Genomic DNA, 25,197 nt, shown 5'->3' on the forward strand with positions numbered 1-25,197 from the left:
CTCCTGTAGATTCCGTCGTGCTCGAACGGCACGTTGGACATACGTGATCGAATCGCTTTATCGCCGGTTTTGTGTGGGCAATGAAGCACCATTGGTCGGCCAGCGGGACTTGCACTAACGAAAACCCTTACTCGTTGCTCGCGCAACGACCGGGTAAGAAGGTGCTTCGTGTGGAGCGCGTCTGAAGTGGATGCTGCGCGAGAACAGCGATAAGCGAAAGTTAAAACATTTTATGATTTCTATTCGGTATTCCTAATATATAGGGTTTGCCCTCTATAGCTAGATTAGCTCGCTGGGCACGCTGAGCGGTGTGTCAATTGAAAGTCTTCGAGGAGGTGGGCCCGGTGCCTGGGTTTTGGGCGCGCGGGCCAATGAACTGTGCTTCGTGCAGCCGGTAGTTGCGCAGGCCGGTTGCTTAGGCATTCCGATTCTGTCGCCGCGATAACGGGGACATCGATATATAAACAAAACACTATCGTTCTTCGAAAAAACTTTAACTATTGTTTATTCATGCGCGCTCCTATTCTTGGTCCATGTCATTTGCCTGAAGGAGACGACCATGACCACGTCCCAGTTCGATGCTTACAACACTACCCATGACGCGGAGATAGAAGCGCAACTGTGCGCCTACAACTGCGCGTTCGATGAACTCGGCCTGCGCTTCCGTTGGGACGCGCGCACGCTGGCGCAGCTAGCCGCGATCGACGGTGAGGAGGCGCGGATTGCCGCCTACATCGAAGCGCACCACGCGCATTTGCTGAAAGCCTATAGCGTCGGCTTTCTGAGCCGGGTCATTCTCGAGAGGAAAAACGCCCGCTATCCTGCGTGCTTGCCGACGCGCGTCGACAACGCGCGGCATCCGAGCCACGCCGACCACCTGGCGCATCAGTCCCAGATGAGCAGCCGGCGCGAGCGCGTCTCGTACGAGGCCGAGCTGCCGGCGCTGGCGGGTGTCTAGACGCGGCCGCCGCCTGGCCGATCTGCAAGCGATCAGGCGGAAAAGTCAGTCGATACGGACAATGCCCGCCAGGTTTCGGTTTCCTGCGTGACATAGGCATTCTTTTCGGCGATGGCCTTCAGCGTATCGGTGCCAAGCGGCAGCCGCAGCGGAGGTGCCTGTGCGTCGACCAGTTCGACCATGGCGGCCGAGCAGACCAGGCAACTGGCTGCCTCGGTCAATGAGGTCCGCGCTCAATCTCCGTCAGCCCGATCCCACGGCGGCACGCTGCCGAACGCATCGGCCAGAAAATCGACCATCGCACGTATCTTGGCGCTCAGGTGCCGACGGCTCGGATATAACGCGAGTACATCGATGTCAGGCAAGCGATACGCAGGCAATACCTGAACGAGCTTGCCGGCACGCAGGTCGTTGCCGACCAGAAACGTGGGTTGCCAGATCACGCCTTGTCCGGCGAGTGCCGCTGCGCGTGCCGTATCGCCATTGTTGGTATGCATGTGGCAGTTCACCTTCACGGCGTGAGACTTGCCCTCACCGTCGGCCAGTTGCCACTCGTCGCCGGTGGCCGCATACGAGTAGCCGATGCATTGATGCTCGATCAAGTCAGCCGGCGCCGCCGGATATCCGCAGCGCGCCAGGTAAGCTGGCGACGCACACAGGATATTTCTCGATGTCGCCAGCTTGCGGGCTGCGTGGCTAGTCGAACCGGCGCGTGAGATGCGAATGGCGAGGTCGTAGCCTTCATCGACGATATCGACGACGCGATCAATCAGCGCAACGTCGAGTTCCACTTCGGGATGCTTCCGCATGAACGCGGGCCATAGCGGCGCCAGGTGCAGAATCCCGAAGCTAACCGGCGCATTGATGCGCAACCGGCCGCGCGGTTCGACCGACGCGGATGACACGAGCCCCTCCGTCTCGGCGACGTCGTCGAGAATGGATTTACAGCGGGCGTAGAAGGTCTCGCCACCCTCGGTGAGAGAAAGCATCCGTGAGGTGCGATTCAGCAGACGTGTGCCGAGATGCGCTTCCAACTCGTTCACGTAGCGGGTGACGTTGGCGGGCGACGTTTCGAGCGCATCGGCTGCGCGTGTGAAGCTGCCGCGGCTCACCACGGTCACGAAGACTTCAAAAGCACGCAGCCGATCCATGTCTTTCTCCGATCATTCACAAATGCTGAATGGTATACCCATGTTTTATGCCTTCCTGCGCCTACCGCTGAAGCCTATATTGCGTCTCACGGACCAGGGCATGGGGCACTGGCCAGCAAACTGCAGCAGGAGATTGAACATGCAACGCTTAAACGGAAAAGTCGCCATCGTGACCGGCGCCAGCGCGGGAATTGGCCGTGCCACCGCGAAACTGTTCGCCGCGGAAGGCGCAAAAGTGGTGATCGCGGCGCGCCGCGCAGCCGAGCTTGAAACGCTCGCTGCCGAGATCGTCAGTGAAGGCGGCGAGGCCGCGTTTCTGGCGGGCGACGTGCAGTCGGAGGACTATGCGAAAGCGCTGGTCGACCTTGCCGTCAGCCGCTTCGGCCGGCTTGACATTGCTTATAACAATGCCGGTACCTTGGGCGAAATGGGCCCGACCACGGGCGTGTCGGAGGCAGGTTGGTCCGCTGCATTGGCGACCAATCTGACGAGCGCCTTTTTGGGTGCGAAGCACCAGATCCCCGAAATGCTGAAGCAAGGTGGAGGATCGATCATCTTCACGTCGACGTTCGTCGGCTACTCGTTCGCTTTTCCGGGCACCGCGGCCTACGCCGCGAGCAAGGCCGGTTTGATTGGTTTGACGCAGGCGCTCGCCGCGGAGTATGGGCCGCAAGGTGTGCGCGTCAACGCCATTCTGCCCGGCGCCGTGGACACCCCGATGTATCGCGACATGAACGACACCGCCGAATCGCAAGCCTTCGTGACTGGATTGCATGCGCTCAAGCGGGTTGCGCGGCCTGAAGAACTCGCCCGCTCGGTGCTTTATCTCGCGTCCGATGACTCGTCTTTCGTGACCGGTACCGCGTCGCTGGTTGATGGCGGCGCATCGATTACGCGTACGTAACGCCTGGCGGCGTCCAACGTAGAGACACTTTGCTTTGAAGAAATCGTCGACGCCAGCCGGTTGCGCCGGGGTCGACGCTCAAATCCATCGCGCCACGAATCACGGGTTTTCCGCCAGCAGGGCCTTGATCTTCGCCTCGGTCTGTTCGTAGTCGCCTTCGCCGAAGTGCGTGTAGACCACGTGCCCTTTCTTGTCGACCAGATAAAACGCCGGCCAATACTTGTTGCCGTAGGCGTTCCACGTTGCATAGCGGTTGTCCTGCGCGACCGGGAAAGTTATGTCGAAGCGCTTGATCGCCTTCCTGACGTTGTCCGTGTCGCGCTCGAACGGATACTCGGGCGTATGGACGCCAACCACGACCAGGCCCTGGTCCTTATATTTCTGATTCCAGGTCTTTACATAGGGCAGCACGTGGATGCAGTTGATACACGTATAGGTCCAGAAATCGACCAGCACAACCTTGCCGCGCAATTGCTGGAGGGTCAGCGGATCGCTATTGAGCCATTTATCGATGCCGGTGAATTCCGGCGCGGTCGTGCCGTTGTTGATCACGTTTGCGGTGGGCGTCGAGGCCGCGCTGGCCGCGGGACTTGCAACGAGCGTTGCGATGGCGGCGGCGCCGGCTGCCACGGTTGCGGCGAACAGGGCGACGGCCGTGGTGGTTTTGAGTCGGGAGAGCATGTCAGCGTCCTTTGAAAAAAGGGAAGAGCCCGATGCGTCATGCGGGGCATTCCCGTGGTGGGCATGACTGCATTTAAATGCCCGTTCGTATCTGGCTTGTGTCGCCGAGGCGGCTCCGGTGCAATGTTTTGTGTCGGAGGAGCACACGGATACATTGGGATACAAAGCGCCGCAAGGACTGGGCTATAAAGCAGCCATGCCTACTCCGGAGCGCCACATGAGTACCGAACTGCTGCAAGGATCCTGCCACTGCGGGACCGTGAAATTTGAAGTCCGCACCGATGTCCTGCCTGCCTCGCGTTGCAATTGCAGCCTGTGCCGGCGCAAGGGCGCGCTGATGACGCCGCCGTTCGTCGCAGGTGAACTGAAGATCCTGCAAGGCGAGGAAGCGCTGACGCTCTACCAGTTCAATACACGCACGGCGAAGCACTACTTCTGCAAGCACTGCGGGATATATCCGTTCCACCAGACGCGTAAGGATCCGCAGCTCTGGCGCGCCAACATCGGTTGCCTCACCGGCGTCGACCCGTATACGCTGGAGGCCAGCGTGGCCAATGGCGCCAGCCTGTCCGTCGTGGAGGATGCATGAGACGGTTCATGGCGATTCTCGCCTTCCTGGCGGCCGGATTGGCAGCGGAACTGGCGCATCCCGTGCAGTGTTCGCTGGTCAACGTGAACCGGGTGCGCGTCAATCGTCGAAAGGATTGACCTCTGATGGAAAACACCGACCACGTGCTGATCGTCGACGACGATCGCGGCATCCGTGAACTGCTTGCCACCTATCTCGAGAAGAACGGCCTGCGCGTTTCGCTGGCCGCCAACGGCCGCCAGATGCGCACCGTCCTCGAGCAGGGCGCGCCTGATCTGATCGTGCTCGACCTGATGCTGCCCGGCGAGGACGGCCTCGTGCTGTGCCGCGAATTGCGCGCCGGCAAGTTTCGCGCGGTGCCGGTCCTGATGCTGACCGCCCGCAGCGAGGAGGCCGATCGCATCGTCGGGCTGGAAATGGGCGCCGACGATTACCTCTCCAAGCCGTTTGCGGTGCGCGAACTGCTGGCGCGCATCCGTTCCGTGCTGCGCCGCGCCCGCATGCTGCCGCCCGGCATGCAGGTGACGGAAACCGCGCCGATGATCGGTTTTGGCGATTGGCGGCTCGACACCACCGCGCGCCATCTGCTCGACGCCGAGGGCACCATGGTGGCCCTGAGCGGCGCGGAGTACCGGTTGCTGCGCGTGTTCCTCGATCATCCACAGCGCGTGCTCACGCGCGATCAACTGCTCAATCTGACCCAAGGCCGCCAGGCCGATCCGTTCGACCGCTCGATCGATCTGCTGGTCAGCCGTCTGCGGCAGCGCCTGCAGGACGTGGCGCGCGAGCCGCGTTACATCAAGACGCTGCGCAGCGAGGGCTATGTGTTCTCGGCGGCCGTGACCATGATCGAAGGCGACTCATGAAGCTGAGTTCATTGCTGCATTGGCCGCGCTCGCTGTTCGCGAGGCTTGCGCTGATTCTCTTTGTCAGCCTTGCGGTGGTGCAAACGCTATCGGTCTGGCTCACCATGACGGAACGGGACCAGAACCTGAATAACGTGATGATGGGGTACATCGAACGTGAGGTCACCAGTTCCGTCGCGCTGCTCGATCATTTGCCCGCTGACGAACGCGCCGCATGGCTGCCGAGGCTCGCGCGGCGCACCTATACCTTCGTTCTGGGACCCGGGGTCGCCGGCGCGCCGCCGGATGTGGCGCTTTCGGAGCGGGTCGCGCAATCCATCGCGGATGGTATCGGCAGGCGCTATCCGCTCACGGTCAATGCCGTGCCGGGTGACCCGGATCGCCTGCAGGTTCATCTGCAGCTGAGTGACGGTACGCCGCTGACGATCGATTACCGCCCCATGCCCGGCGCGCCGCTGTCGCCGTGGCTGTCGTGGGTGCTGGTGCTGCAACTGGTGGTGCTGGCCGCGTGCTGCTGGCTGGCGGTACGGCTGGCCACCCGGCCGTTGAGCCATTTGGCGCGAGCGGCCGATACGCTCGGTCCCGACCTGAAGGCGGAGCGCCTGCCCGAAGACGGACCGGACGAAGTCGCGCGCGCCGCACGGGCATTCAACGCCATGCAGGATCGCATCAGGATGTATATGACCGAGCGCTTGCAGATTCTCGCGGCGATTTCTCACGACCTGCAAACGCCGATTACCCGCATGCGTTTGCGCGTCGACGTGATGGACGACAGCGCACAAGGCGCAAAGCTGCAGCAGGACTTGCAGGAAATGGAAACGATGGTCAAGGAAGGCGTGACGTACGCGCGGACCATGCACGGTGCTACGGAGGCGCCGCTGCGCATCGATCCAGATGCGCTGTTCGACAGTCTTGTGTTCGACTACGTCGATGCCGGCAAGGATGTCTCGCTGCACGGGCGAATCTCTAGCGCGCTGGTCACGCGTCCTCAGGCGTTGCGCCGGATCGTGGGCAACCTCGTCGACAACGCGCTGAAGTTCGGTGGGGCGGCCGAGATCCGGGTTGCCGCCTCGCAGAATGGACAGGTGACGGTCGCAGTGCTCGATCGCGGGCCGGGTATTCCGGCTGAATCGCTGGAGGCGGTGTTTGAACCGTTCTATCGGCTGGAAGGATCGCGTAACCGCGGAACCGGCGGGACCGGATTGGGCCTCGCGATTGCGCGGCAACTCGCCTTGGCGATGGACGCCGTGTTGTCCTTGCATAACCGTCCCGACGGCGGCCTGGAAGCCAGGCTCGTGTTGAAAGGCGTCAGCCAGATTCCTGTAGTGCGACAGGTTCACTGACTGGATTGCGCTGTATGCGGCGGCTTTTCAACATTCATCGAGCGCATGTGCGAATCGCGCACTGCGCGTGTGTGGATAATCTTTGAGGAGAATCAGCGATGCCGGACCAGATCAATATTCGACGTCGTCGTCTGCTTGGGACGACTGTTGCTGGTATCAGTTTGATGGAGTTGGGCCTGAGCGGACTCGCCCAGGCGCAGTCGAACAGCACGACATCCAATACGAAAGCGGCGGGACAGGTTGCTTCATTCGGCACTATTCGCCAGGTCAACGCCGGAGCTCTCAGTATCGGTTATGCGGAAGCAGGCCCGCGCAACGGACCGGTCGTGATTCTGCTGCACGGCTGGCCCTACGACATATACAGCTTTGCTGAAGTCACGCCGTTGCTGGCCGCCGCGGGCTATCGGGTCATCGTGCCGTATCTGCGCGGCTATGGTTCGACGCGGTTCCTGTCCGCGGATACGCCTCGCAACGGTCAGCAGGCGGTGGTGGCCGTCGACATCATCGCGTTGATGGATGCATTGAAGATCGACCAGGCGATCCTTGGCGGCTTCGATTGGGGCGCGCGCACGGTCAATATCATTGCCGCGCTGTGGCCGCAGCGGTGCAAGGCGATGGTGTCGGTGAGCGGTTATCTGATCGGCAGTCAGGAAGCGAACCGAGCCCCGCTGCCGCCGAAGGCTGAGCTGGCCTGGTGGTATCAGTTCTATTTCGCCACCGAGCGCGGCCAGGCGGGTTATGAAGCGAACCGCCACGACTTCAACAAGTTGATCTGGCGTCTCGCCTCGCCAAAATGGAATTTCGACGACGCGACGTTCGATCGCTCGGCCGAGTCGTTCAACAATCCGGATCACGTCGCGGTGGTGATTCACAACTACCGCTGGCGTCTGGGGTTGGTGAAGGGCGAGCCGCAATACGACGAACTTGAAGCGCGCCTGGCGAAAGCGCCGACCATTTCCGTTCCGACCATCACCATGGAAGGCGACGCCAACGGCGCACCGCATCCGGAGCCGGCAGCCTACGCGAAGAAATTCACCGGCAAGTATGGTCACCGGAATATCGACGGCGGCATCGGACATAACTTGCCACAGGAAGCGCCGAAGGCATTTGCCGACGCCATCATCGACGTTGTTCGGCTTTAAGCGGCGTGGAGACGGGCGACTAGAGGCAATGAATGAGGACGGCGCATTTTCACTCCTCATGACGCGCCATTGCTCGTGGTCGTCTGCTTCGTCGACTTCCATTTGACCGCTTTGAGGCCGCAGCCAGCCACGCCGCCAGGCGCTAAGAGGCCGGCTGCGAAGCCTTATGCCTCCCTTATGCCTCCCTCATGCCTCTTTAGGCAGCGCGGATTTCCCGCCTCGTTTGCGCGCTTTCGGCTCGACCCCCACGCGCGGATCGCGCGCGAGCACGAGCGCCGTCATCCTTTCCACACTCGGTTCAAACGCCGGATCGTCCTGCGGTACATACAGCCATTTTCCGAGTACCGGATGGGGCCGCAAAGCGGGCACTTCTTCAATCAGCGCGCCGTGGCGATCTTGCGACGTGCACACCAGCAAGCCATTCCACGGCTTCTCGCGATCGGCCGCGATCAGACACAACAGGCCATCGATATACGCGGCATCGCTGCCGAACATCCGTTTGTGAACGTAGGTTGAATCGCGCTCGAATGCGTCGAAGATCCAGATGAGCGAGTTGCGGATGGCAGAGGGCATGGGAGCGGGAAATCCTTGGGCGATAGGACGAAGCTAAGCTTACCTGGTTTCGTTGGCCTAGGCAGACCGTGTCAAAGCCGCGGCCTGCTCGCCGGCGTGGCCCGAGCAAACCGGCGCTCCATTCATCGGGAAATCGGGAATATGGCTGAATGGAGTAACGTATTGGGTACTCTATTTGCTAGCACGTCATATTGAGCTTTGAGGCGCTTATGTCCACGGATGCAGAGACAATCACGGATGAACTGATTGCGGGGATTGCGGATCGCATGGTCGAAGAGGGCCGGAAGGTCTCCCCTGTGACGATCTGGCCGGAGGTCCCCGGCGGGTCGATTGTTGCCATTGCCGCGTCTCTGCAACGCTGGCGCGAAGCGCGGCAGCCTGACATTCCTCATGCGCAGATCCAGGCCGCGTTGCCTGAGCACGTCGCCGAAACCATGATGAGCGCCGCGGATCGGCTCTGGATGGCCGCCTTGGGGGAAGCCGACAAGGCGGTCAGTCAACACCTGAGCGCGGTGAATCAGCACCTCGACACCGCCCGCACGGAACGGGACGAGGCGCTTGCCGAATATCAAAAGATGCTGGAAGAGCTCGAATCGAGCCGTGAGCGGCATATTGGTCTGACGAGTGCGCTGAGTGCGTCGGAGGAGGCGGCAGCACGCCTCAGGGCGGACCTTTCAGCCGCGACTGGCCGAGCCGAAGCTGCCGAGGCGCGCGCGGAGGAACTGGCGCAGCGTGTGTCGGTGGAAGAGGCCGCGCTGGAACACACGAAGGCGGAACTCGACGAGGAACGCAAGGCACGTGAAGAGCTGGCCGCTGCTGTTTCGAACCAGAACGATGAGATCGCGCGGATGACGCTGTCGCTTGACGCGGCGCAGCAGGAGATCACCGCGTTGGGTTACGACTGTCAGGCGAAGTCGGCTGAAACGGACCGGGCGTTGGAGGAGGCCGGCGAGGCTTCGGCGCGCGCGGAAGCTGCTACGGCGCAGTCGAATGAGAGTCGCGCGCGGGTGGCCGCGCTGGAGGATGAACTGGGCGAGGCCCGTGTTTCACTCGAAGCCGAGCGCCGGACCAGCGCGGCGCGGAGCGAAGAAGCGTCGCTTCAGTTGGAGGAATTGCAGCGCGTTACCCGGGAGCTCGAGGCGGCGCGGGAGCAGGTCAGCGCCATGACGGAGGCGAAAGCGGCTGTGAGCGCTGAATTGGCTCAGGTTTCGCAGGACGCTTCGGCTGCGAGCGCAGAACTGGCTCGGGTTTCACAAGAGGCCTCCACAGCAAAGGAGCGGGCGGAGACCGCCGAGCAGCATTCGGCGGCTTTGCAGCAGCGCATCGTAGAAATCGAGCAGGCGAAATCGGCCGAAGCGGAACGATGGGCGCAGGAATCCAGCGTGGTTTCATCGCGCGCGGAAGCTGCCGCGGCGCAGGCGAACGAGAGCCTTGCACGGCTCGCCGCGATGGAGGCTGAACTGAATGAGACGCGCACAGGACTCGAAGCCGAACTGAATCAGACGCGCACTGCGCTTGAAGCCGAACTGAAGGAGACGCGCACTGCGCTCGAAGCGGAACGCCGGACAAGCGCGGCGCGGGGCGAGGAGGCGTCGGTTCAGCTGAACAAACTGCAGCGTGTTGCTCGGGAGCGCGAGGAGGCGCGAGAACAGGTGAGTGCCATGAGCGAGGCGAAAGCGGCCGCGATCGCTGAACTCGACAAGGTCTCACAAGATGTGGCTGCCGTGAGCGCTGAACTCTTCAAGGCTTCGCAGGAGGCGTCGGCTGCGAAGGAACGGGCCCAGGCCGCTGAGCAGCACGCGGCGACGTTGCAGCAGCGCCTCGCGGAAGTCGAGCAGGCGAAGTCGGCCGAAGCGGAGCGATGGACGCAGGAGGCCAGCGCGGCTTCGTCGCGGGCAGAGGCCGCTGCGGCAGAGGCGCACGAAAGCGTCGCGCGGGTCGCCGCGCTGGAGGCCGAACGCGATGAGGCGCGCGCCGCGCTCGCGGCAGCGCGTCAGGCGGCGCGCAGCGAGGAGTCTGCAACGGCGGAAGAAATCGCCGAGTTGCAGCGCCAGATCTCGGCACAGGCCAAAGCGCATGAGAAGGCCTTTAATGAGCTTCGCACGATTGCTGAACAGTGGGTGGCGCATGCCAAAGACCTCAAAGGTCGACTCGCTTCGGCTCAGGAAAAACTATTGTTCATCGACTCGCGCAGCACAGGCGAAGTGGCGCTGATCCGGAAGCTCTCGTCTGAACTTGAGCGGCTTAAGCCCGATAGTGAGCTGATATCCCGGGACACGCAGCAAAAGCTGATCGGGGCGACGATGGCCGAGCGACTTTCGCAGAAGGGTTATCGGTATGACCCGGCGACGGCGGTGATGTCGAAGGTTGAACGATGACGTGCGCGGGTCCCGGTTCCGCCATTCAGCGCAGGAGAGGCGAACCGTTCAAGCCGCCGCTTCCGACTCGGTGATATGCCCTACGATGGTCGCGTTGACTTTGTCTGCATGCGTGAGCGGCCCCATGTGTCCCGCGCCCTCAACGATTGCAAGACGCGCCGCGGGCAGCAGCATCGGCAGCCGCTCGGCAATCGCGCGCGTCGGAATGGGCGCGTGCTGGCCGCGCATGATCAGCGCTGGCACACGCAGGCTCCTGTACGCGCTTGCGGGCGTGCGTTCGTCGAGCAACGCACGGAAGTCGAGCGGCGCCTTCGGCGCCCAGCGCGTGAGCGCGGCCTGCACCGAGGGCCGCAGCGCTTCCCATGAACCCCGGCCGCCCCAGTAATCAACGAACGAAGCCGCCGCGCCTCGATAGTCGCCACAGCTGACGCCGTCGGCGGTGCGCTTCGAGATCGCGATGATTTCCGCAAGCGCGTACGCTCCGTGCGGGCCCATCACCTTCAGCAGATGAAACGCCGAGGGCTCGTAAAGCGTGAGGCTCGCGATGCACCCCGGCCGCTCGACGGCCGCGCGCAACGCCACGCCGCCGCCATATGAATGGCCGACGAGATGTACCTTGCCGCGCGCGGCGTCGATGATGCCGATGGTCCTCGCAGCCTCGTCGGCGAGCGTGAATGCGCGCTCGCCGCTCCACGGGCTCGTGCTATCGCAGCCGTAGTGCTCGGGCGCGACGAACGCGTGGCGCGAGCCGAGGGCCTCGCCGAGCTTGCGCCATTGCGCCGCTCCGGAGCCGGAGCAATGCAGTGCGATCACCGTTGTTGCGGGAGAGATGACTTGCGATGCGATAGTGCTATTCATGTCGTTCATGTCGTTCATGGAACTCACGGTTTGGGCGCACGGATGACGGACCGGCAGAGTCTCTAATATCGGTGCGGCGCGGGCAGCTCTGGCTCTAATCGGGACGCCGGCGCGGATGATCCGGTCTCCGGACTGATCGGTGCAGGGCACGTTAGTTTGTCAACTCAGCCGTTAACGTCCATCGAATGCATACGGCGTTCTAGCTCGCCGATGTCGACGGCGGACGCGAGGTACGCGTCTCGACGGCTGTGTTCAGCGCGTTCGAGCGCCTTTCTCAGCAGCAGGAAAAGATAGATGAACATGATGTCCTCCAGTCGGTGACCTGGTCGATTGCGTATCGGCGCGAACGGGGCGCGATACGCGGGTTCCAGGCGTGCATTCGGGTACGGGTGCATCCGGGTTCGGTGGATACGCGCGTCGTGCTACGGCTGGACGTTGTGTATTGCAGAGTCCGTGCCACATTGCAGCAAGCTCCGTCTGGCGCGTATTGAGCGGCCTAGAGAAGATGCGAATCGGGCAAAACGTCGTAGCGCGGCCAACACGTTTAGAGCGAAAGTCGGGCCGGGATAAACACTTGTTCTCACGCGGTGCCCTCAATAACTTGAAGTGACAACGGCGAGGCGTGGACGTCTGTGCTCGGGCAGACTGCTTCGCCGCGCGCGCGGACGCAGCGAAGCCATCAAGCTAGGGAAAACGGCATCTAAACGGAGAGGCCAAGCGCCGACAAAACGAACCGGACACTGAAGAAACACACTGACGAGCACAGCGGCACGGCAACCAGCACCGAGCCATGCCGAAGGCCAATCAGACAGGCCAAACACCAGAGGCGCGAGCCGGAGCTGACCAATGCGGCGACTTCACGCCTGACTTTGTTCATGATCGTTCCACCACGACTTCGAGGTACTCGCTTGGAAGGACGACTGTTGAGTCACCCGACCGGTTGCGGCTCTCGATCAATGTCAGCAGGTCGCCAAGCAGCGCCGCCTGCCGCTCACCCTCGAGTGCGGCAAACGCCTTGTTCATCGGCCCGTAGTACGTGCGGAACACGTCCACGAAGTGCGCCGGCGAACGGTAGCGAAACGTGAAATAGCGGCTAGTCGCGACGATCTGCCGGGCGTTCGCACCGAACAGCGCGTGCAGCCGTTCCTTCGTGCCCCAGAGCGCTGGCGATACCACGCCCGCGGGCGGCGTGATGTGCTTGCCGATCGTCTTGAATACCTGCCCGATGAAGCTCTCCGGCGTCCAGTTGGCGAGACCGATCCGACCGCCCGGCTTGCACACACGTGCGAGTTCGGCTGCCGCCTTCTCCTGATCTGGCGTGAACATGACGCCGAAGGTCGACATCACGACGTCGAACGAGGCATCCGCGTACGGCAGCGCTTCGGCGTCCGCTTCCTGGAATTGCACCGGGAGCCCTTCTGCTTGCGCACGCGCGCGCCCGGACTCCAGCAGTGAGGCGACATAGTCGGTGGAGATGACGTCGCAGCAGCGGCGCGCGGCGGCAAGCGTCGCGTTGCCGTTGCCCGCGGCAACGTCGAGCACGCGGCTTCCGGCGCGCAAGTCGAGCGCTTCGCAAAGATTTTCTCCGACGATCTGCAGCGTGGTGCCGACGACGGCATAGTTGCCGGTTGACCAGGCGGCCTGTTGACGGACCTTGACGGCAGCGAAGTCTGCGACGGGCGAGAAAGAGGAATCAACAGCGGACATAAAAAACTCCTGAGTGGCAAAAACGGCAGCGATGCGGGAATGCATGGCTCTGCTGCCTGTGCTGATGGCGCCGCGAATTTGCACTGCGAGGAGGTCCGCGCGACGATCGGACAAATCAGAAACTGTTCCGTGAGATGCAACGGCTACTCAACGACGCTCATGCCTGAGCCACCCATTTCGCGCGGCAGATCTCTTAATTTCGGCAGGCCGTCGTTCATGGGAAGAACCGACTCCGGGTAGTGAACATGCACACAGGCTTCATACGGGAAATCCGTCATGACTGCGGCATACACATCGATGAGGCCGAGTCCCGGGTGCTCGGTAAAGAGATGTCCACCGCACGACCTGCACCATTTGCGGTAGCTGTGCGGCGTCTTGTTGTAAGTGCCGATATCATCTGCGCCGCGAGTCACGCTCAACGATTCAGGCTTCCAGAGCGTGAAAGCGTTGACGGGGCCGCCCGACCAGCGGCGGCATGACTCGCAATGGCAATAGCCCATTCCCGCCGGTTCTCCGCTCACCGTAAATTGCACGGCACCGCAAAAGCATTGACCACGATAGGTATCTGCGTGACTCATGTCGGTCTCCTGAATGGTGTGTTGATGGGACGTTCCACAGTTCGTTGTCGTGGATTCGCGTGAGTGCTAGTATCGGGACGCAAGCTGCATTGATATATGACCAGGCGTCCAGATGTTTTGCGCAGGACGCCGAAATTGATGGGCGCTTTCATGGATGCTCTTTCGGATGTCCTTCGCCTCGTGCGTCTGGGCGGAGCGGTTTATCTAAACGGCGAATTCACTGCACCGTGGTGTGTTGCCGGCGAAGCGACGCCGGCGTTGTACGCCACGTTTCTGCCGCGCGCCGAACGCATCGTCTCTTATCACCTCATTACAGAAGGAAGCTGCTGCGCCCGCCTCGTTGGCGATCCCACTTGCATGATCCGCGTCGATGCGGGCGAACTTCTTGTGGTGCCACAAGGCGAAGCGCATCTGTTGGGCAGCTCGCTCGAACTCCCGCCCGCACCCTCGGACGAGATGCTGTCGCAGTACCTGAAAACCGTGCCGGGCGAAGTGATGGAGTTGAATTACGGCGGTGGCGGGGCACGCACGCGTCTCATTTGCGGCTTTCTTGCCTGCGACGACACGTTGACGAATCCGGTGCTTTCGGCGCTGCCGCGCATCTTCAAGGTGGACATGCGCAACGATCCGCAATCGGCGTGGCTGGAGTCATCGTTGAAGCTTGCGGCGGTTGAAGCGGGCGAGGGGCGCGTGGGCAGCGCGATCGTACTCGCGCGTCTGTCGGAGTTGCTGTTTGTGGAGGCCGTGCGGCGTTGCATCGACGCGCTGCCCGACGATCGCAAGGGTTGGCTGGCGGGCGTCGGCGATCGTTACGTCGGCCGCGCGCTCGCGCTGCTGCACGCGCAGCCCGCGCACGGCTGGACTGTCGACGAACTCGCGCGCAAGGCAGGCCTCTCGCGTTCGGCACTGGCGCAGCGCTTCACGCAACTGCTGGGTCTGCCGCCGATGCAGTATCTGGCGCGCTGGCGTCTGCAGATCGCGGCGCAGGAGTTGCGCAACGGGACGCGGTCACTCGCGGCCGTCGCAGAGCGGGTGGGGTATGAGTCGGAGGCAGCGTTCAACCGCGCTTTCAAGCGGGAATTCGGCATGCCGCCCGCCAGTTGGCGACGCAGCCATGGAATCACGGACGGCCGGGATTCGTTGTCCGTTGCTGAGAATTTCAGCGATCTCTCAATCGACCCATTTGCAACGGGTGCCGTCCCGTCGGCGCAAACGCAGCCGGTGCCGCTGACCAAAGTGTTACCCGCAGGCCGCGGCGCACACTAAACTCTCTGATGTTCAGACGTCACGTGGGCGGGCATTGCGCTTGCTGCTCTCCCGCTTGCGCGTGCGTGATGCAACCTCGACGCTCGCCCCCGAACGCCCCACGACCCGGCGATCAATCGCCAACGGGCCACGCTTTCTGCTTCCGTCCGCCACCGGGCACGCCAATTCTGGCCGCTCGTGCCATGAGGAGAATGCATGATGCAACAGACCGCCACCCCCACTCACACCCCGCAACAAAGCGCTGAGCGCGACGCAAATCGAACCGTGCTCCAGCCTTCCGCCAACACGACGATGTCAGTCGAGCTGACAGTCAACGGGCACGAATACCAACTGTCGCTCGATCCGCGCACCACGCTGCTGGACGCGCTGCGCGAGCATCTGCACCTCACAGGCACCAAAAAAGGTTGCGATCACGGTCAGTGCGGCGCGTGCACGGTGCATGTGAACGGACGGCGCGTGAATGCGTGCCTGTCGCTCGCCGGCCATCACGGCGGCGACGAGATCACCACCATCGAAGGGATCGGTCAGCCCGATGCGCTGCATCCGATGCAGGCTGCGTTTGTGGAATGCGACGGCTATCAGTGCGGCTACTGCACGTCGGGCCAGATCATGTCCGCGGTCGCGCTGCTCGATGAAGCGGTCGGGCCCCGCGATGCCGAAGTGCGCGAAGCAATGAGTGGCAATCTGTGCCGCTGCGGCGCCTATCAGAACATCGTCGCGGCGATCCAGCGCGTGCGCGGCCAGTCCTGAGGAGCGCCATCATGGAAATGTTCCAGTTGTCACGCGCCGACGGCGTGCCTGACGCGATCGCGGCGGGCGCGGCCGGGGTAACGGCCCAGCAAGGCGCACAAGTACGCTTTCTCGCAGGCGGCACGACATTGCTCGATCTCATGAAGCTGAATGTCGAGCGGCCGGTGCGTGTGATCGACATCAGCCGGCTGCCCCTCGACCGTATCGAAGCGCTGCCCGACGGCGGCGTCAAAATCGGTTCGACCGCGAGAAATGCAGACCTGGCATTGCATCCGCTGATTCGCGAGCCATACGCGGTATTGTCGCAGGCGTTGCTCTCGGGAGCCTCGGCCCAATTGCGAAACATGGCGACGACCGGCGGCAACCTGCTGCAACGCACGCGCTGCGTGTACTTTCGCGACACCGCAATGCCATGTAACAAGCGCGAGCCGGGCTCGGGCTGTCCCGCTATCGACGGATTCAATCGCACACTCGCGATTCTGGGCACCAGCGACGCCTGCATCGCCACCAACCCGTCGGACATGAACGTCGCCCTGACCGCGCTCGATGCGACCATTCACGTCGAAGGGACGGACGGCGCGCGCAGCATCGCGATTGACGACTTCTTCCTGCTACCGGGCGCGACGCCGCAGCGCGAGAACGTGCTCGGCGCAGGCGACCTGATCACGCACGTTACCCTGCCCCCTCTCCCGGCGGGCACACGGTCGGTCTATCTGAAGCTGCGCGATCGCGCGTCGTACGAGTTCGCGCTGGCGTCGGCCGCCGTGGTCGTGACGCTCGACGGTGGACGCATCGGCCATGCGCACGTTGCGCTCGGCGGCGTCGGCACCAGGCCATGGCATGCGCTCGAAGCGCAGGCGCTACTGCAAGGCGCGACGCCCGGCGCCGCGATCTTCCGCAAAGCCGCGGACGCCGCGCTCGCGAACGCAAAGCCGCAAAGCCAGAACGGCTTCAAGGTCGAGCTGGCGCGCCGCTGCATCATCCACGCACTGACCCAGGCGACGGCCACGACCTGAACCGACGATCGAGAGGAACGCACCATGTCTACCTTGCCCGACTCCGTGCTGTCCGTGATCGGACGGCCTCATGCGCGTGTCGATGGACCGCTGAAGGTCAGCGGCAGCGCAACCTATACCTCCGATGTGGACCTGCCCGGCCTGCTGGTTGCCGTGCCGGTGTGCAGCACGATCGCGAGCGGCCGGCTCACGTCGCTCGACATTGCGGATGCCGAAGCGATGCCCGGCATCCACGCGGTGCTGCATCAAGGCAATATCGGCCGCTTCTACCGACTCTCCGGCAACTCGTTGGAGACTGGCTATGTCGACGAAGCTCGGCCGCCCTTCGAGGACGACATCATTCGCTACTACGGCCAGTACATCGCGGTCGTGATCGCCGACACCTTCGAGGCGGCAAGCGCGGCATCCGCGGCGATCAAGGCCGGCTACGAAATCACGCCGCACGATGTGCGCGGCGAACTCGAGCCTGACGACAAGCCCAAGGTCGAGAGCGAGCGCGGCGACCCGGACGGCGCGTTCGACGCCGCGTCGGCGACGCTCGACGCAACCTACGTGACGCCCACGGAGACCCACAACCCCATCGAACTGCACGCGACGATCGCACAGTGGGACGGCGAAAGCTACACGTTTTACGAAACGACGCAGTCCATTTCGGTCCACCTGGGCACGCTGTCACAGATGCTCGGCGTGCCCAAGGAAAAGATCCGCGTGATCTCCCGCTACCTGGGATCGGGTTTTGGAGGAAAGCTATGGATGTGGCCGCACAGCCTGCTCGCGGCTGCGGCGGCGCGCCAGACCGGCCGCCCGGTGAAGCTGGTAGTCAGCCGCAAGATGATGTTCCAGAATGTCGGCCACCGTCCCGTGACGCAACAGCGCGTACGGCTGTCAGCGGAACGCGACGGCAGCCTCACCTCCCTGCAGCACGACTACATCAACCACACCGCCATCGCCGACGAGTACCAGGAAGGCTGCGGCGAGGTCACGCCGCTCATCTATAGCACGCCGAGTCTGCGCGTGACGTCCGCGCTCGCGCGCCGCAACGTCGGCTCTCCCACGTCGATGCGCGGCCCCGGCGCCGTGCCCGGGCTGTACGCGATCGAATCGGCGATGAATGAACTGGCGCAGGTGCTTCACATGGATCCCGTCGAATTGAGGCTGCGCAACGAACCGCGCGTCGACGAAAGCACGGGTTTGCCGTTCTCTTCACGACATCTCGTCGAGTGTTTACGCACTGGCGCTGAACGGTTCGGCTGGTCACAGCGGACGCCAGGCGTCGGATCGATGCATCGTGACGGCCTGACCTTGGGCTGGGGCGTCGGCGCCTGTGTCTGGCCGGGGATGCGCTTTTCCGCTGCCGCGGACGTCGATCTTCGGGTGGACGGCAGCGCCCGGGTGGTATGCGGTACGCAGGACATCGGCACCGGCACGTACACAGTGCTCGCGGAACTGGTCGCTGAAGAGACCGGGATTCCACTTGAGCGCATCGAGGTCGGACTCGGCGATTCGGCGTTGCCGCCGGGGCCCATTTCGGGTGGCAGCGCGGCGACGGCGTCGGTGATTCCCGCGGTGCTCGACGCGGTGCGTGCGGCAATCAAGCTGGTGTTGTCGCGCGCGGCGGCCGTAGACGGTTCGCCGTTCAAAGGCGCTGAGGAAGAGGGGCTCGCGTTCAGCGCGGGTCACGTGCATCGCAAGGGTGAGGCACCCGAGCGCGGCGTGCCGTTCGGTCAGATCCTCGAAGCAGCGAAGATGCACGCGGCGTCAGGCAGTGGCAGTGCCAAGGGCGGCTTCGACGATCCGCTCAAAAAGCGCTTCTCCATCTATTCTTACGGTGCGCACTTCGCCGAAGTCACGTGGCAGCCGGAGATCGCACAGTTGCGTGTCAGCCGCGTGGTCACCGTGATCGATGGAGGACGCATCGTCAACCCGTGCGCTGCCCGCAACCAGATTGAAGGCGCGGTCGTGATGGGGGTGGGCATGGCACTGTTCGAGCACACGATATACGACCGGCAGACGGGCGCACCGATCAATAGCAATCTGGCCGATTACATCATCGCGTCGAATGCGGACACGCCCGAACTCGACGTGACGTTTCTCGATCATCCGGACACCGTGTTCAACGAACTCGGCGCCCGGGGTATTGCGGAGATCGGCCTTGCGGGCATAGCGGCCGCGATTACCGAAGCGACTCATCATGCGACCGGCGTGCGCGTGCGGAAGTTGCCGATCATGATCGAAGATCTGCTCGCTGCAGAAATTGCTTGAGCACAGATGTCGTCGCAAGAGCGGAGCGCTTTGCCCTCAATCAGCGCTCCGCTCCATCACACTTTTGCGCGCTGGATGGCTGCTGCGACCGCGCGCACCGCGAGCAGATAGCCATCAACCCCAAGGCCGCATATCACACCGCCTGCCGCCAACGAGATTAACGAATGGCGATACTGCTCGCCCCGTTGATGGATGTTGGTGATGTGCACCTCGACCACCGGTTGACGAATCAGCTTGACCGCATCCAGCACGGGTATCGACGCAAACGAAAACCCTGCTGGATTGATGACGACGGCCGCATCCTTCTCGAAGGCTTCCTGCAACCAGTCGACCATCACGCCTTCGTGATTCGTTTGGCGAAAATGGCATTCGAGGTCGAGTTCGGCCGCCAGCGCTTCAGTGCGCTCTTTCACCTGAGCGAGGGTCGTCGTACCGTACAGGTGCGGTTCGCGCTTGCCGAGCATGTTCAGGTTCGAACCGTTCAGCACATAAACAAGTGGTTTCATCTGCATTGCCTGCATTTTTAGTGAGAATGGGACCGGGTCGGCACGTGCTCAGATGAGCCAATGACTTGTTCAGTAGAGTCGACCCGGTTCATGTCGATACCCAGCGTTTCGGGAGCGGTGAGGATCGTGATGAGAGAAATGACGTTGAACGTGACGCACACCGCGACGACGCCCCACGGCGAGCCGTTGCAAACGGCGAAGAGCCAGACCGCAAGAACCGGCATCGGCCCCCCGGCGATCAGATTCGCGCCGGTATAGGCAAGCGCCGAGCCTGAGTAGCGCACGTTGGTCGGAAATGCTTCAGCGAATGCAACCGGCTGAATGCCGCTCTGGAATTGGGTGAAGCCGAGAAAGAAACCCATTGCCGCCAGCATGGGCACGAAGCTCTTCGTATCGAGAATCTGAAAGTACACGAACAGCATGAGCAGGGTGGCGATCGAGCCGATCGCGAGCGCTTTCTTGCGGCCGATCCGATCGCTCAGCATACCGCCGGCTAGCGCGCCGACGATCGCGCACACGTTCGCGCCCATCAATAGCATGAAGCCCGTCTGTTTCGGCACACCCAGCGTTTTCGTCACATAACTCAACGAGAACACAACGATCAGATAGAAGATTGCCGCAGGGCCGCAGAAGAACAACATCCACCGGAGCACGGTTCGCCAGTGAAGACGCAGTGCATCGCGCAGCGGACTGCCCACATGAGCGACTTCGGTTTTGCGCAGCGCGACGAACGCGGGTGTCTCACTGACTCGCAACCGGATGTAGATGCCGACGATCACGAGAATGAAGCTCAGGACAAACGGAATGCGCCAGCCATACTCATCGAATGCCTGCGCCGACATCGCCGATGACAGTGCCAGCAATACGCCGTTGGCCATGATCTGACTGAGCGGCGAGCACAAGCCGAGAAGGCCGGAATATTTGCCGCGACGATCGGGACTTGCGTGCTCGATCGCCATCAACTGCGCCCCCGTCGACTCACCACCCAGCGCGAAACCCTGCAGGATGCGAAGCACAACCAGCAGGAGCGGCGCCCACACGCCGATGCTCGCATAGGTTGGCAGAAGGCCCATCAGCATCGAGCAGACACCCATCACGGTGACGGTGCCGAGCATCAGATTGCGCCGTCCCAACTTGTCGCCGAGGTAGCCGCAAATGATGGCGCCCAGCGGTCTCGCCGCGAGGCCCACACCGAATGTGGCAAGCGATGCCAGCAACGCGGAGGTCGAATCCATCGATGGGAAAAACAGCTTGGGCAGCACGGTGGCGGCTAGCGCGCCATATAACGTGAAATCAAACCATTCGAGTGCGGTCCCGACGGCCGCGGCAGTCACTGCACGCGTGCGCATCGCCTGATGCGCGGGTTGTTGTAATTGCTGATCCATGTTGTCTCCTGTTCAAACCTGTGTCGGCGTCGCGTTCCGGTGGCCCTTGTCATGTCGACCGCGAGCGGGCCGTCTGTTGTTATGCGTCTCTTGCCGTGCGTGGTGAAGCACTCGACGAGACGGCATGCGGCACAGATTAACAGCGCCGGTGGGACGCTATTCCATGCTGGAATTTGGTTTCGCATTATGCAATCATGCTCGATCTACTGATTGAGAGGAGTCTCCATGCCGGGCGTGACCGAAAGAACAATGGCGGTACTCGAATTTCTGGCGACACAGATGGAAGGAACGCCGCTCGCGTTGATCTCGGATCAGCTTGAGATCCCTCGCAGTGCCTGCCATCGCCTGCTCGTCGATCTCAAGCAATGCGGTTATATCCGTCAACTCCGTGAGCACGGCGACTATGTGCTCACCACGAAACTCGCGGGGCTCGGTCTCAGCTATCTCGCGACGTCCGGCATCATCGACATTGCGCAAACCATGCTCGACCGTCTGGCGGAAACATCCGGAGAACTCGTGCGATTAGCAATCGTCGATGGAGACAGGCTGACGTGGGTTGCCAAGTCGCAGGGCGCGCTGAAGGGCCTGCGTTACGACCCGGACATGGGTATGGATACCATTCTGTCTTGCAGTGCAACCGGTCACGCCTGGATGATGACCATGACCGATGAGCGGGCGCTCGAATTGGTGACGCGCCAGGGTTTCGGACAGCCGAAGCAGTACGGACCCAACGCACCGACTACCGTGAAGGCGCTGCTGGGCTTCGTCGATGCCGCTCGGGCCCGTGGCTACGCAACGATTTATGAAGTGTTCGCGCCAGGGATGACGGCGATGGCCGCGCCGGTCCAACGAAGGGGTTACCCGGCTATCGGGGTCATCAGCATTGCAGGGCCCGCGGTTAGATTGACGGAGAAGCGCATGACGGCGCTCGGCCCCGCGCTCGTGGCGGCTGCCAGCGAACTCGCGGCCGCCAGCCTGGCATCTCCGCTTTTTGAGCGAGTGCGTTAGTGTCCGGCGCGCGGCCCGATCAAATCCGTCAACCGGATTGTCATCGATTCCATTAGATAATCGAACCCTTCCAGCTTTAACTCGACACTCCGATGTCCATAACCGTTAACTTTCCCGCCGAAGTGCGCGATTGGATCGCTCACAATCTCACGCGCGGCGTTCCTCCGCAGGCCATTGTGCGCGAGTTGGTCAATCAGAAGAATGCGGTCGAACTCGCAACGGCGATGGTCGATGCGGTCTCCAACTCTTTTTTATACGGCATACCGTTGCCGGGCGAAACGCTCGAAATCGGCGGCGCGCCGGTCACTTACGAACCGGAGCCGCTGCGCGTGCTGGACGGACCGCTGATCCGGCTCGGCGAGCGCAAGACGCGTGTGATTTCGCGTATGCAGCGGCCCGCGGCGGTACTGCTCGACGACTTTCTGAGTGCGAACGAATGCGAGCAACTGATCGCGCTCGCGCGGCCGCGTCTGAATCATTCGACCGTGGTCGATCCCGTCACCGGCCGCAATGTCGTGGCCGGCCACCGCAGCAGCGAAGGGATGTTTTTTCGTCTGGCCGAGACGCCACTGATCGCGCGCCTCGAAGCGCGGATCGCCGAGCTCACGGGCCTGCCCGCCGAGAACGGCGAAGGCCTGCAACTCCTGCATTACGAAGCGGGCGCCGAATCAACGCCGCACGTCGATTATCTGATCCCGGGCAACCCGGCGAATCAGGAGTCGATCACGCGTAGCGGGCAGCGCGTGGGCACGCTGCTGATGTATCTGAACGATGTGGAAGGCGGCGGTGAAACCGTATTCCCGCAGCTTGGTTGGTCGGTCGTGCCGCAGCGTGGCCAGGCGCTCTATTTCGAATACGGCAACCGTTTCGGCCTCTCCGATCCGAGCTCCCTGCATGCGAGCACGCCCTTGCGGACGGGCGAGAAGTGGGTGGCCACCAAATGGATTCGCACTCGCCGTTTCGTGCCGCGTGATCAGGCGTAACCCGGCGTAATCCGACGTAACGGCTTGCGGGGCGGCTAAACGCGCGCCCCGCGCAGTGCGTTTCAGCGCACGAAGACCTCGTCGGCGACCCAGCCCTTCGACGTCAGATGCACACCTTCGCGCAACTGCATCGTGCCCGCACCCTCGATCACGCGCTTGATCATCGGGAACACGCGCTGTGCATCGGCATCTTTGGCCCACGGTGCCGGATCGATCTTGTAGGTATAGACGACCGAAGTGGCGGTCTTACCTTCCACCTGCATCGGCTTTTCCCAACCCACCACCTTGTCGAGCGTGAGCGTGGCTGCACAGAAATCGGCCGGGTGCGTGACGCGCGAGGTGGCGGTCGCGACGACCTCCGGAATGTGCAGATAGTATTTCTGCCCTTCGGCTGTCAACTGGTACTGGCGAGCGGTCGCGGTGATCTTCTTGCCGTTGGCGGGGTCAGTGCGTTCGACCACCATGTCCTTGCCCGTCACGATACCGAGTTTCTCGAGCACCGGCAGCTGGATCGAGTCGCTGGTACGCGCGGCGAAGTCGTCCGTTGTCACGTAGATCGGCCAGTCGTATTTGGCGAGGCACAAGTGGCCGCGCTGGGCGAGAAAGTCGTTGATGGTAGCCGTGAAATTCTCGCGGCTGACGTCCTGGCTCGTGTCGTGGCAGCCAGCGACCAGGGCCAGGGCGCTCAGGGCAAGTGCGCCGCAAGCAAAGCGGGCGGCGGTGGAACGTCGCGTCATGGTGTTTGTTGCTCAGGTTAGGTTGCTAAGGTACGGATAAGACAAGGCACGCGGTCTGCCCGAAAGGGCAGGCCGCGTGTGAGGATCATCAGGATCAATTCACGCAGGAGCCGCTGGTGGGCGGCGTCGCGGGCGGTTGATAGCCATCGGTAAGCGTGTTCAGGAAGCAAACCAGGTCGCTGATGTCCTGCTGTGTCAGCTGCGGCGTCGAATGAATCGGGCGCGGCTTTGCACCGTCGGCCGCCGTCGTGCCACCGGCGTCAGTCTGGCCTTGCCCCATTGGCAGTTCTTCGTCGACATTGCCCTGGTAGGCCGCGGGCAGATCGTTGAAGGATTGGGCCGTCGCACCCGACGCAGCCGTCGGGAACAGCGCGTACGACGGGTTCTGCACCGGGTGGCTGGCGTCGCCGCCCGTACTCGGGTACCAGTACTCAGGATTGGTGTCGCGCGTGTTGTAGAAATTGAGCACCTGCACGAGCGAGTGGAACACGCCGTTATGGAAGAACACGGACCGTGTCGCGACGTTGCGCAGCGTCGGCACCTTGAAGCGGCCGCAATACGGATCGGGGACATTGACGCCAGTGAACGAATCCGGACCGCCGCCGCTCGTCGTGGAACCCGGAATGTGGATCGTCGCGTACGGTCCGCACAGGCCCATGTCGTAGTACGACGTGTTCGTGGTGGCCGGAATCGGATCCGGGTTGTTCGGGATCGACGCGTCGTTGCGCGGCGCGCCGATCGCCTGGTACGTGAAGTCGGTCATCAAACCGACCGAGCCCTGGAAGTTGGCGCCCACGTAGTGGCAGGCCGCGCAGCCGGCGCCGTTCGTGGTGTCATTGAATAGTTGGAGACCGCGCGTCTCGGCGGCCGTCAGCGTGCCGCCGATCTTGTTGCCGAGATACAGGTCGAACTTGCTCGAGTACGTCTGGAACGACGGGTCCTCAGTCTGGAACTGCTGCAACGCGTCGCCGATATCGGTGAACGCGGTCGTGGTATTGGTGAACACGCCCTGGCCGTACACCTGCTGGAACAGCGCGGCGTACGGCCCGCTCTGCACGGCCTTCACGACGACATCCGGCGAGCTGTTGTTCATTTCGATCGGATTCAGCAGCGGCAACGCCGGCTGCGTAGCGAGCGTCGCGGCGCGACCATCCAGCATGAAGCCGCCGCCGGGTGCGTTCTGCGTGACGCCGTCCGGGTTCGCCGCGTTGTCGTCGTACGGCGGCGTCATCGCCTTGTAGCGCAGCGACGGCACCGCGCGCACGCCCGACTGCGACGGATCGGAGCCGAGCTGCACCGCCAGGCTGTTCGGTGGCCCGTACGCGTAGGCCGGGTCATGACAACTCGCGCACGACATGTTCTTGTTGCCCGACAGGGTCTTGTCGAAGAAGATCGTTTGGCCGAGTTGCGCCTTCTGGCTGAGCGTCGAGGCTGCCGGCGCGGATGCGCCTGATGATGGGCTTGACGCGCCGCTGCTGGACGAGCTGCTGCCGCCGCCACAGGCGGCCAGCATCGCGGAAACGGAGCAGATTAGAGCAAGAGATAGCGTACGCATG

General features: G+C 62.7%; 24 protein-coding genes and 1 pseudogene. 13 read left to right on the plus strand and 12 right to left on the minus strand.

The window, feature by feature from the left end:
* The first annotated feature begins 559 nt into the window (after positions 1-559).
* Positions 560-958, plus strand: coding sequence for a hypothetical protein (locus tag P0D84_RS22730; RefSeq protein ID WP_408340589.1), 399 nt, complete (start codon positions 560-562; stop codon positions 956-958).
* Positions 959-990: 32 nt separating this feature from the next.
* On the opposite strand, the pseudogene P0D84_RS22735 reads toward P0D84_RS22730, so the two are convergent.
* Positions 991-1,149: pseudogene (locus P0D84_RS22735) on the minus strand (short-chain dehydrogenase/reductase); the annotation flags it as partial.
* 42 nt (positions 1,150-1,191) lie between these two features.
* A complete protein-coding gene (locus tag P0D84_RS22740; RefSeq protein WP_408340591.1) occupies positions 1,192-2,109 on the minus strand; it encodes a LysR family transcriptional regulator in 918 nt (305 codons plus the stop codon).
* A gap of 139 nt (positions 2,110-2,248) precedes the next feature.
* On the opposite strand from P0D84_RS22740, the gene P0D84_RS22745 reads away from it, so the two are divergent.
* The gene (locus tag P0D84_RS22745; RefSeq protein ID WP_408340593.1) at positions 2,249-3,013 is read left to right on the plus strand and encodes an SDR family oxidoreductase; all 765 of its coding nucleotides are present in this window, start codon (positions 2,249-2,251) and stop codon (positions 3,011-3,013) included.
* Between the two features lie 99 nt (positions 3,014-3,112).
* Here the strand turns inward: P0D84_RS22745 and P0D84_RS22750 are convergent, their stop codons facing one another.
* Positions 3,113-3,694, minus strand: a complete 582-nt coding sequence (locus P0D84_RS22750; protein WP_408340595.1) for a thioredoxin family protein — start codon at positions 3,692-3,694, stop codon at positions 3,113-3,115.
* Positions 3,695-3,911: 217 nt separating this feature from the next.
* On the opposite strand from P0D84_RS22750, the gene P0D84_RS22755 reads away from it, so the two are divergent.
* From P0D84_RS22755 to P0D84_RS22770, 4 genes are all read left to right on the plus strand, one after another.
* On the plus strand, positions 3,912-4,283 hold the full coding sequence (locus P0D84_RS22755) for a GFA family protein (RefSeq protein ID WP_408340597.1): 372 nt from the start codon (positions 3,912-3,914) through the stop codon (positions 4,281-4,283).
* A 125-nt stretch (positions 4,284-4,408) separates the two neighbouring features.
* Positions 4,409-5,149: a response regulator gene (locus P0D84_RS22760; RefSeq protein ID WP_408340599.1), complete on the plus strand. Its 741-nt coding sequence runs from the start codon at positions 4,409-4,411 to the stop codon at positions 5,147-5,149.
* Positions 5,146-6,492 carry an ATP-binding protein gene (locus tag P0D84_RS22765; RefSeq protein ID WP_408340601.1) on the plus strand — a complete coding sequence of 449 codons (1,347 nt, stop codon included), beginning with the start codon at positions 5,146-5,148 and terminating at the stop codon, positions 6,490-6,492. The genes P0D84_RS22760 and P0D84_RS22765 overlap by 4 nt, the downstream gene beginning before the upstream one ends.
* A 98-nt stretch (positions 6,493-6,590) precedes the next feature.
* Positions 6,591-7,634, plus strand: coding sequence for an alpha/beta fold hydrolase (locus P0D84_RS22770; RefSeq protein WP_408340603.1), 1,044 nt, complete (start codon positions 6,591-6,593; stop codon positions 7,632-7,634).
* A gap of 186 nt (positions 7,635-7,820) precedes the next feature.
* Here the strand turns inward: P0D84_RS22770 and P0D84_RS22775 are convergent, their stop codons facing one another.
* Positions 7,821-8,207, minus strand: coding sequence for a hypothetical protein (locus P0D84_RS22775; RefSeq protein ID WP_408340605.1), 387 nt, complete (start codon positions 8,205-8,207; stop codon positions 7,821-7,823).
* Between the two features lie 209 nt (positions 8,208-8,416).
* Here P0D84_RS22775 and P0D84_RS22780 point away from each other — a divergent pair, with 209 nt between their 5' ends.
* Positions 8,417-10,585: a DNA-binding protein gene (locus P0D84_RS22780; protein WP_408340607.1), complete on the plus strand. Its 2,169-nt coding sequence runs from the start codon at positions 8,417-8,419 to the stop codon at positions 10,583-10,585.
* Between the two features lie 48 nt (positions 10,586-10,633).
* Here the strand turns inward: P0D84_RS22780 and P0D84_RS22785 are convergent, their stop codons facing one another.
* The 4 genes from P0D84_RS22785 to P0D84_RS22800 form a co-directional block, all read right to left on the minus strand.
* Positions 10,634-11,443, minus strand: a complete 810-nt coding sequence (locus P0D84_RS22785) for an alpha/beta fold hydrolase (RefSeq protein WP_408345912.1) — start codon at positions 11,441-11,443, stop codon at positions 10,634-10,636.
* A gap of 164 nt (positions 11,444-11,607) precedes the next feature.
* Positions 11,608-11,745 (minus strand): DUF3563 family protein, encoded by a 138-nt coding sequence (locus P0D84_RS22790; RefSeq protein ID WP_408340609.1) that lies wholly within the window; start codon positions 11,743-11,745, stop codon positions 11,608-11,610.
* A gap of 571 nt (positions 11,746-12,316) precedes the next feature.
* Entirely contained in the window at positions 12,317-13,150 is an 834-nt protein-coding gene (locus P0D84_RS22795; protein ID WP_408340611.1) for a class I SAM-dependent methyltransferase, read from the minus strand.
* A 143-nt stretch (positions 13,151-13,293) separates the two neighbouring features.
* A complete protein-coding gene (locus P0D84_RS22800) occupies positions 13,294-13,728 on the minus strand; it encodes a GFA family protein (protein ID WP_408340613.1) in 435 nt (144 codons plus the stop codon).
* A 150-nt stretch (positions 13,729-13,878) separates the two neighbouring features.
* Here P0D84_RS22800 and P0D84_RS22805 point away from each other — a divergent pair, with 150 nt between their 5' ends.
* From P0D84_RS22805 to P0D84_RS22820, 4 genes are all read left to right on the plus strand, one after another.
* Positions 13,879-14,994: an AraC family transcriptional regulator gene (locus tag P0D84_RS22805; RefSeq protein ID WP_408340615.1), complete on the plus strand. Its 1,116-nt coding sequence runs from the start codon at positions 13,879-13,881 to the stop codon at positions 14,992-14,994.
* A 195-nt stretch (positions 14,995-15,189) separates the two neighbouring features.
* Complete coding sequence (locus tag P0D84_RS22810; protein ID WP_408340617.1) at positions 15,190-15,744, plus strand: (2Fe-2S)-binding protein; 555 nt, start codon at positions 15,190-15,192, stop codon at positions 15,742-15,744.
* Between the two features lie 11 nt (positions 15,745-15,755).
* Positions 15,756-16,760 carry an FAD binding domain-containing protein gene (locus tag P0D84_RS22815; protein WP_408340619.1) on the plus strand — a complete coding sequence of 335 codons (1,005 nt, stop codon included), beginning with the start codon at positions 15,756-15,758 and terminating at the stop codon, positions 16,758-16,760.
* Between the two features lie 24 nt (positions 16,761-16,784).
* A complete protein-coding gene (locus tag P0D84_RS22820) occupies positions 16,785-19,022 on the plus strand; it encodes a xanthine dehydrogenase family protein molybdopterin-binding subunit (protein ID WP_408340621.1) in 2,238 nt (745 codons plus the stop codon).
* Between the two features lie 56 nt (positions 19,023-19,078).
* Here the strand turns inward: P0D84_RS22820 and P0D84_RS22825 are convergent, their stop codons facing one another.
* Complete coding sequence (locus P0D84_RS22825; RefSeq protein WP_408340623.1) at positions 19,079-19,528, minus strand: type II 3-dehydroquinate dehydratase; 450 nt, start codon at positions 19,526-19,528, stop codon at positions 19,079-19,081.
* A gap of 17 nt (positions 19,529-19,545) precedes the next feature.
* Complete coding sequence (locus tag P0D84_RS22830; protein ID WP_408340625.1) at positions 19,546-20,913, minus strand: MFS transporter; 1,368 nt, start codon at positions 20,911-20,913, stop codon at positions 19,546-19,548.
* Between the two features lie 225 nt (positions 20,914-21,138).
* On the opposite strand from P0D84_RS22830, the gene P0D84_RS22835 reads away from it, so the two are divergent.
* Both P0D84_RS22835 and P0D84_RS22840 read left to right on the plus strand, forming a co-directional pair.
* Positions 21,139-21,921, plus strand: coding sequence for an IclR family transcriptional regulator (locus P0D84_RS22835; RefSeq protein WP_408340627.1), 783 nt, complete (start codon positions 21,139-21,141; stop codon positions 21,919-21,921).
* A gap of 92 nt (positions 21,922-22,013) precedes the next feature.
* On the plus strand, positions 22,014-22,904 hold the full coding sequence (locus P0D84_RS22840; RefSeq protein ID WP_408340629.1) for a 2OG-Fe(II) oxygenase: 891 nt from the start codon (positions 22,014-22,016) through the stop codon (positions 22,902-22,904).
* A gap of 62 nt (positions 22,905-22,966) precedes the next feature.
* Here the strand turns inward: P0D84_RS22840 and P0D84_RS22845 are convergent, their stop codons facing one another.
* Positions 22,967-23,641, minus strand: coding sequence for an SEN1982 family lipoprotein (locus P0D84_RS22845; protein ID WP_408340631.1), 675 nt, complete (start codon positions 23,639-23,641; stop codon positions 22,967-22,969).
* A 94-nt stretch (positions 23,642-23,735) separates the two neighbouring features.
* Positions 23,736-25,196, minus strand: a complete 1,461-nt coding sequence (locus P0D84_RS22850) for a cytochrome-c peroxidase (RefSeq protein ID WP_408340633.1) — start codon at positions 25,194-25,196, stop codon at positions 23,736-23,738.
* Position 25,197 lies beyond the last annotated feature (1 nt).

The sequence above is a fragment of the Paraburkholderia sp. RL17-337-BIB-A genome, from assembly GCF_046025895.1.
Classification (GTDB): Bacteria; Pseudomonadota; Gammaproteobacteria; order Burkholderiales; family Burkholderiaceae; genus Paraburkholderia; species Paraburkholderia fungorum_C.

Excerpts from the sequence above, each read along its gene's own strand:
- P0D84_RS22730 (WP_408340589.1), top strand. The coding sequence starts at position 560 with ATGACCACGTCCCAGTTCGATGCTTACAACACTACCCATGACGCGGAG.
- P0D84_RS22740 (WP_408340591.1), bottom strand. The coding sequence starts at position 2,109 with ATGGATCGGCTGCGTGCTTTTGAAGTCTTCGTGACCGTGGTGAGCCGC.
- P0D84_RS22745 (WP_408340593.1), top strand. The coding sequence starts at position 2,249 with ATGCAACGCTTAAACGGAAAAGTCGCCATCGTGACCGGCGCCAGCGCG.
- P0D84_RS22750 (WP_408340595.1), bottom strand. The coding sequence starts at position 3,694 with ATGCTCTCCCGACTCAAAACCACCACGGCCGTCGCCCTGTTCGCCGCA.
- P0D84_RS22755 (WP_408340597.1), top strand. The coding sequence starts at position 3,912 with ATGAGTACCGAACTGCTGCAAGGATCCTGCCACTGCGGGACCGTGAAA.
- P0D84_RS22760 (WP_408340599.1), top strand. The coding sequence starts at position 4,409 with ATGGAAAACACCGACCACGTGCTGATCGTCGACGACGATCGCGGCATC.
- P0D84_RS22765 (WP_408340601.1), top strand. The coding sequence starts at position 5,146 with ATGAAGCTGAGTTCATTGCTGCATTGGCCGCGCTCGCTGTTCGCGAGG.
- P0D84_RS22770 (WP_408340603.1), top strand. The coding sequence starts at position 6,591 with ATGCCGGACCAGATCAATATTCGACGTCGTCGTCTGCTTGGGACGACT.
- P0D84_RS22775 (WP_408340605.1), bottom strand. The coding sequence starts at position 8,207 with ATGCCCTCTGCCATCCGCAACTCGCTCATCTGGATCTTCGACGCATTC.
- P0D84_RS22780 (WP_408340607.1), top strand. The coding sequence starts at position 8,417 with ATGTCCACGGATGCAGAGACAATCACGGATGAACTGATTGCGGGGATT.
- P0D84_RS22785 (WP_408345912.1), bottom strand. The coding sequence starts at position 11,443 with ATGAATAGCACTATCGCATCGCAAGTCATCTCTCCCGCAACAACGGTG.
- P0D84_RS22790 (WP_408340609.1), bottom strand. The coding sequence starts at position 11,745 with ATGTTCATCTATCTTTTCCTGCTGCTGAGAAAGGCGCTCGAACGCGCT.
- P0D84_RS22795 (WP_408340611.1), bottom strand. The coding sequence starts at position 13,150 with ATGTCCGCTGTTGATTCCTCTTTCTCGCCCGTCGCAGACTTCGCTGCC.
- P0D84_RS22800 (WP_408340613.1), bottom strand. The coding sequence starts at position 13,728 with ATGAGTCACGCAGATACCTATCGTGGTCAATGCTTTTGCGGTGCCGTG.
- P0D84_RS22805 (WP_408340615.1), top strand. The coding sequence starts at position 13,879 with ATGGATGCTCTTTCGGATGTCCTTCGCCTCGTGCGTCTGGGCGGAGCG.
- P0D84_RS22810 (WP_408340617.1), top strand. The coding sequence starts at position 15,190 with ATGATGCAACAGACCGCCACCCCCACTCACACCCCGCAACAAAGCGCT.
- P0D84_RS22815 (WP_408340619.1), top strand. The coding sequence starts at position 15,756 with ATGGAAATGTTCCAGTTGTCACGCGCCGACGGCGTGCCTGACGCGATC.
- P0D84_RS22820 (WP_408340621.1), top strand. The coding sequence starts at position 16,785 with ATGTCTACCTTGCCCGACTCCGTGCTGTCCGTGATCGGACGGCCTCAT.
- P0D84_RS22825 (WP_408340623.1), bottom strand. The coding sequence starts at position 19,528 with ATGAAACCACTTGTTTATGTGCTGAACGGTTCGAACCTGAACATGCTC.
- P0D84_RS22830 (WP_408340625.1), bottom strand. The coding sequence starts at position 20,913 with ATGGATCAGCAATTACAACAACCCGCGCATCAGGCGATGCGCACGCGT.
- P0D84_RS22835 (WP_408340627.1), top strand. The coding sequence starts at position 21,139 with ATGCCGGGCGTGACCGAAAGAACAATGGCGGTACTCGAATTTCTGGCG.
- P0D84_RS22840 (WP_408340629.1), top strand. The coding sequence starts at position 22,014 with ATGTCCATAACCGTTAACTTTCCCGCCGAAGTGCGCGATTGGATCGCT.
- P0D84_RS22845 (WP_408340631.1), bottom strand. The coding sequence starts at position 23,641 with ATGACGCGACGTTCCACCGCCGCCCGCTTTGCTTGCGGCGCACTTGCC.
- P0D84_RS22850 (WP_408340633.1), bottom strand. The coding sequence starts at position 25,196 with ATGCGTACGCTATCTCTTGCTCTAATCTGCTCCGTTTCCGCGATGCTG.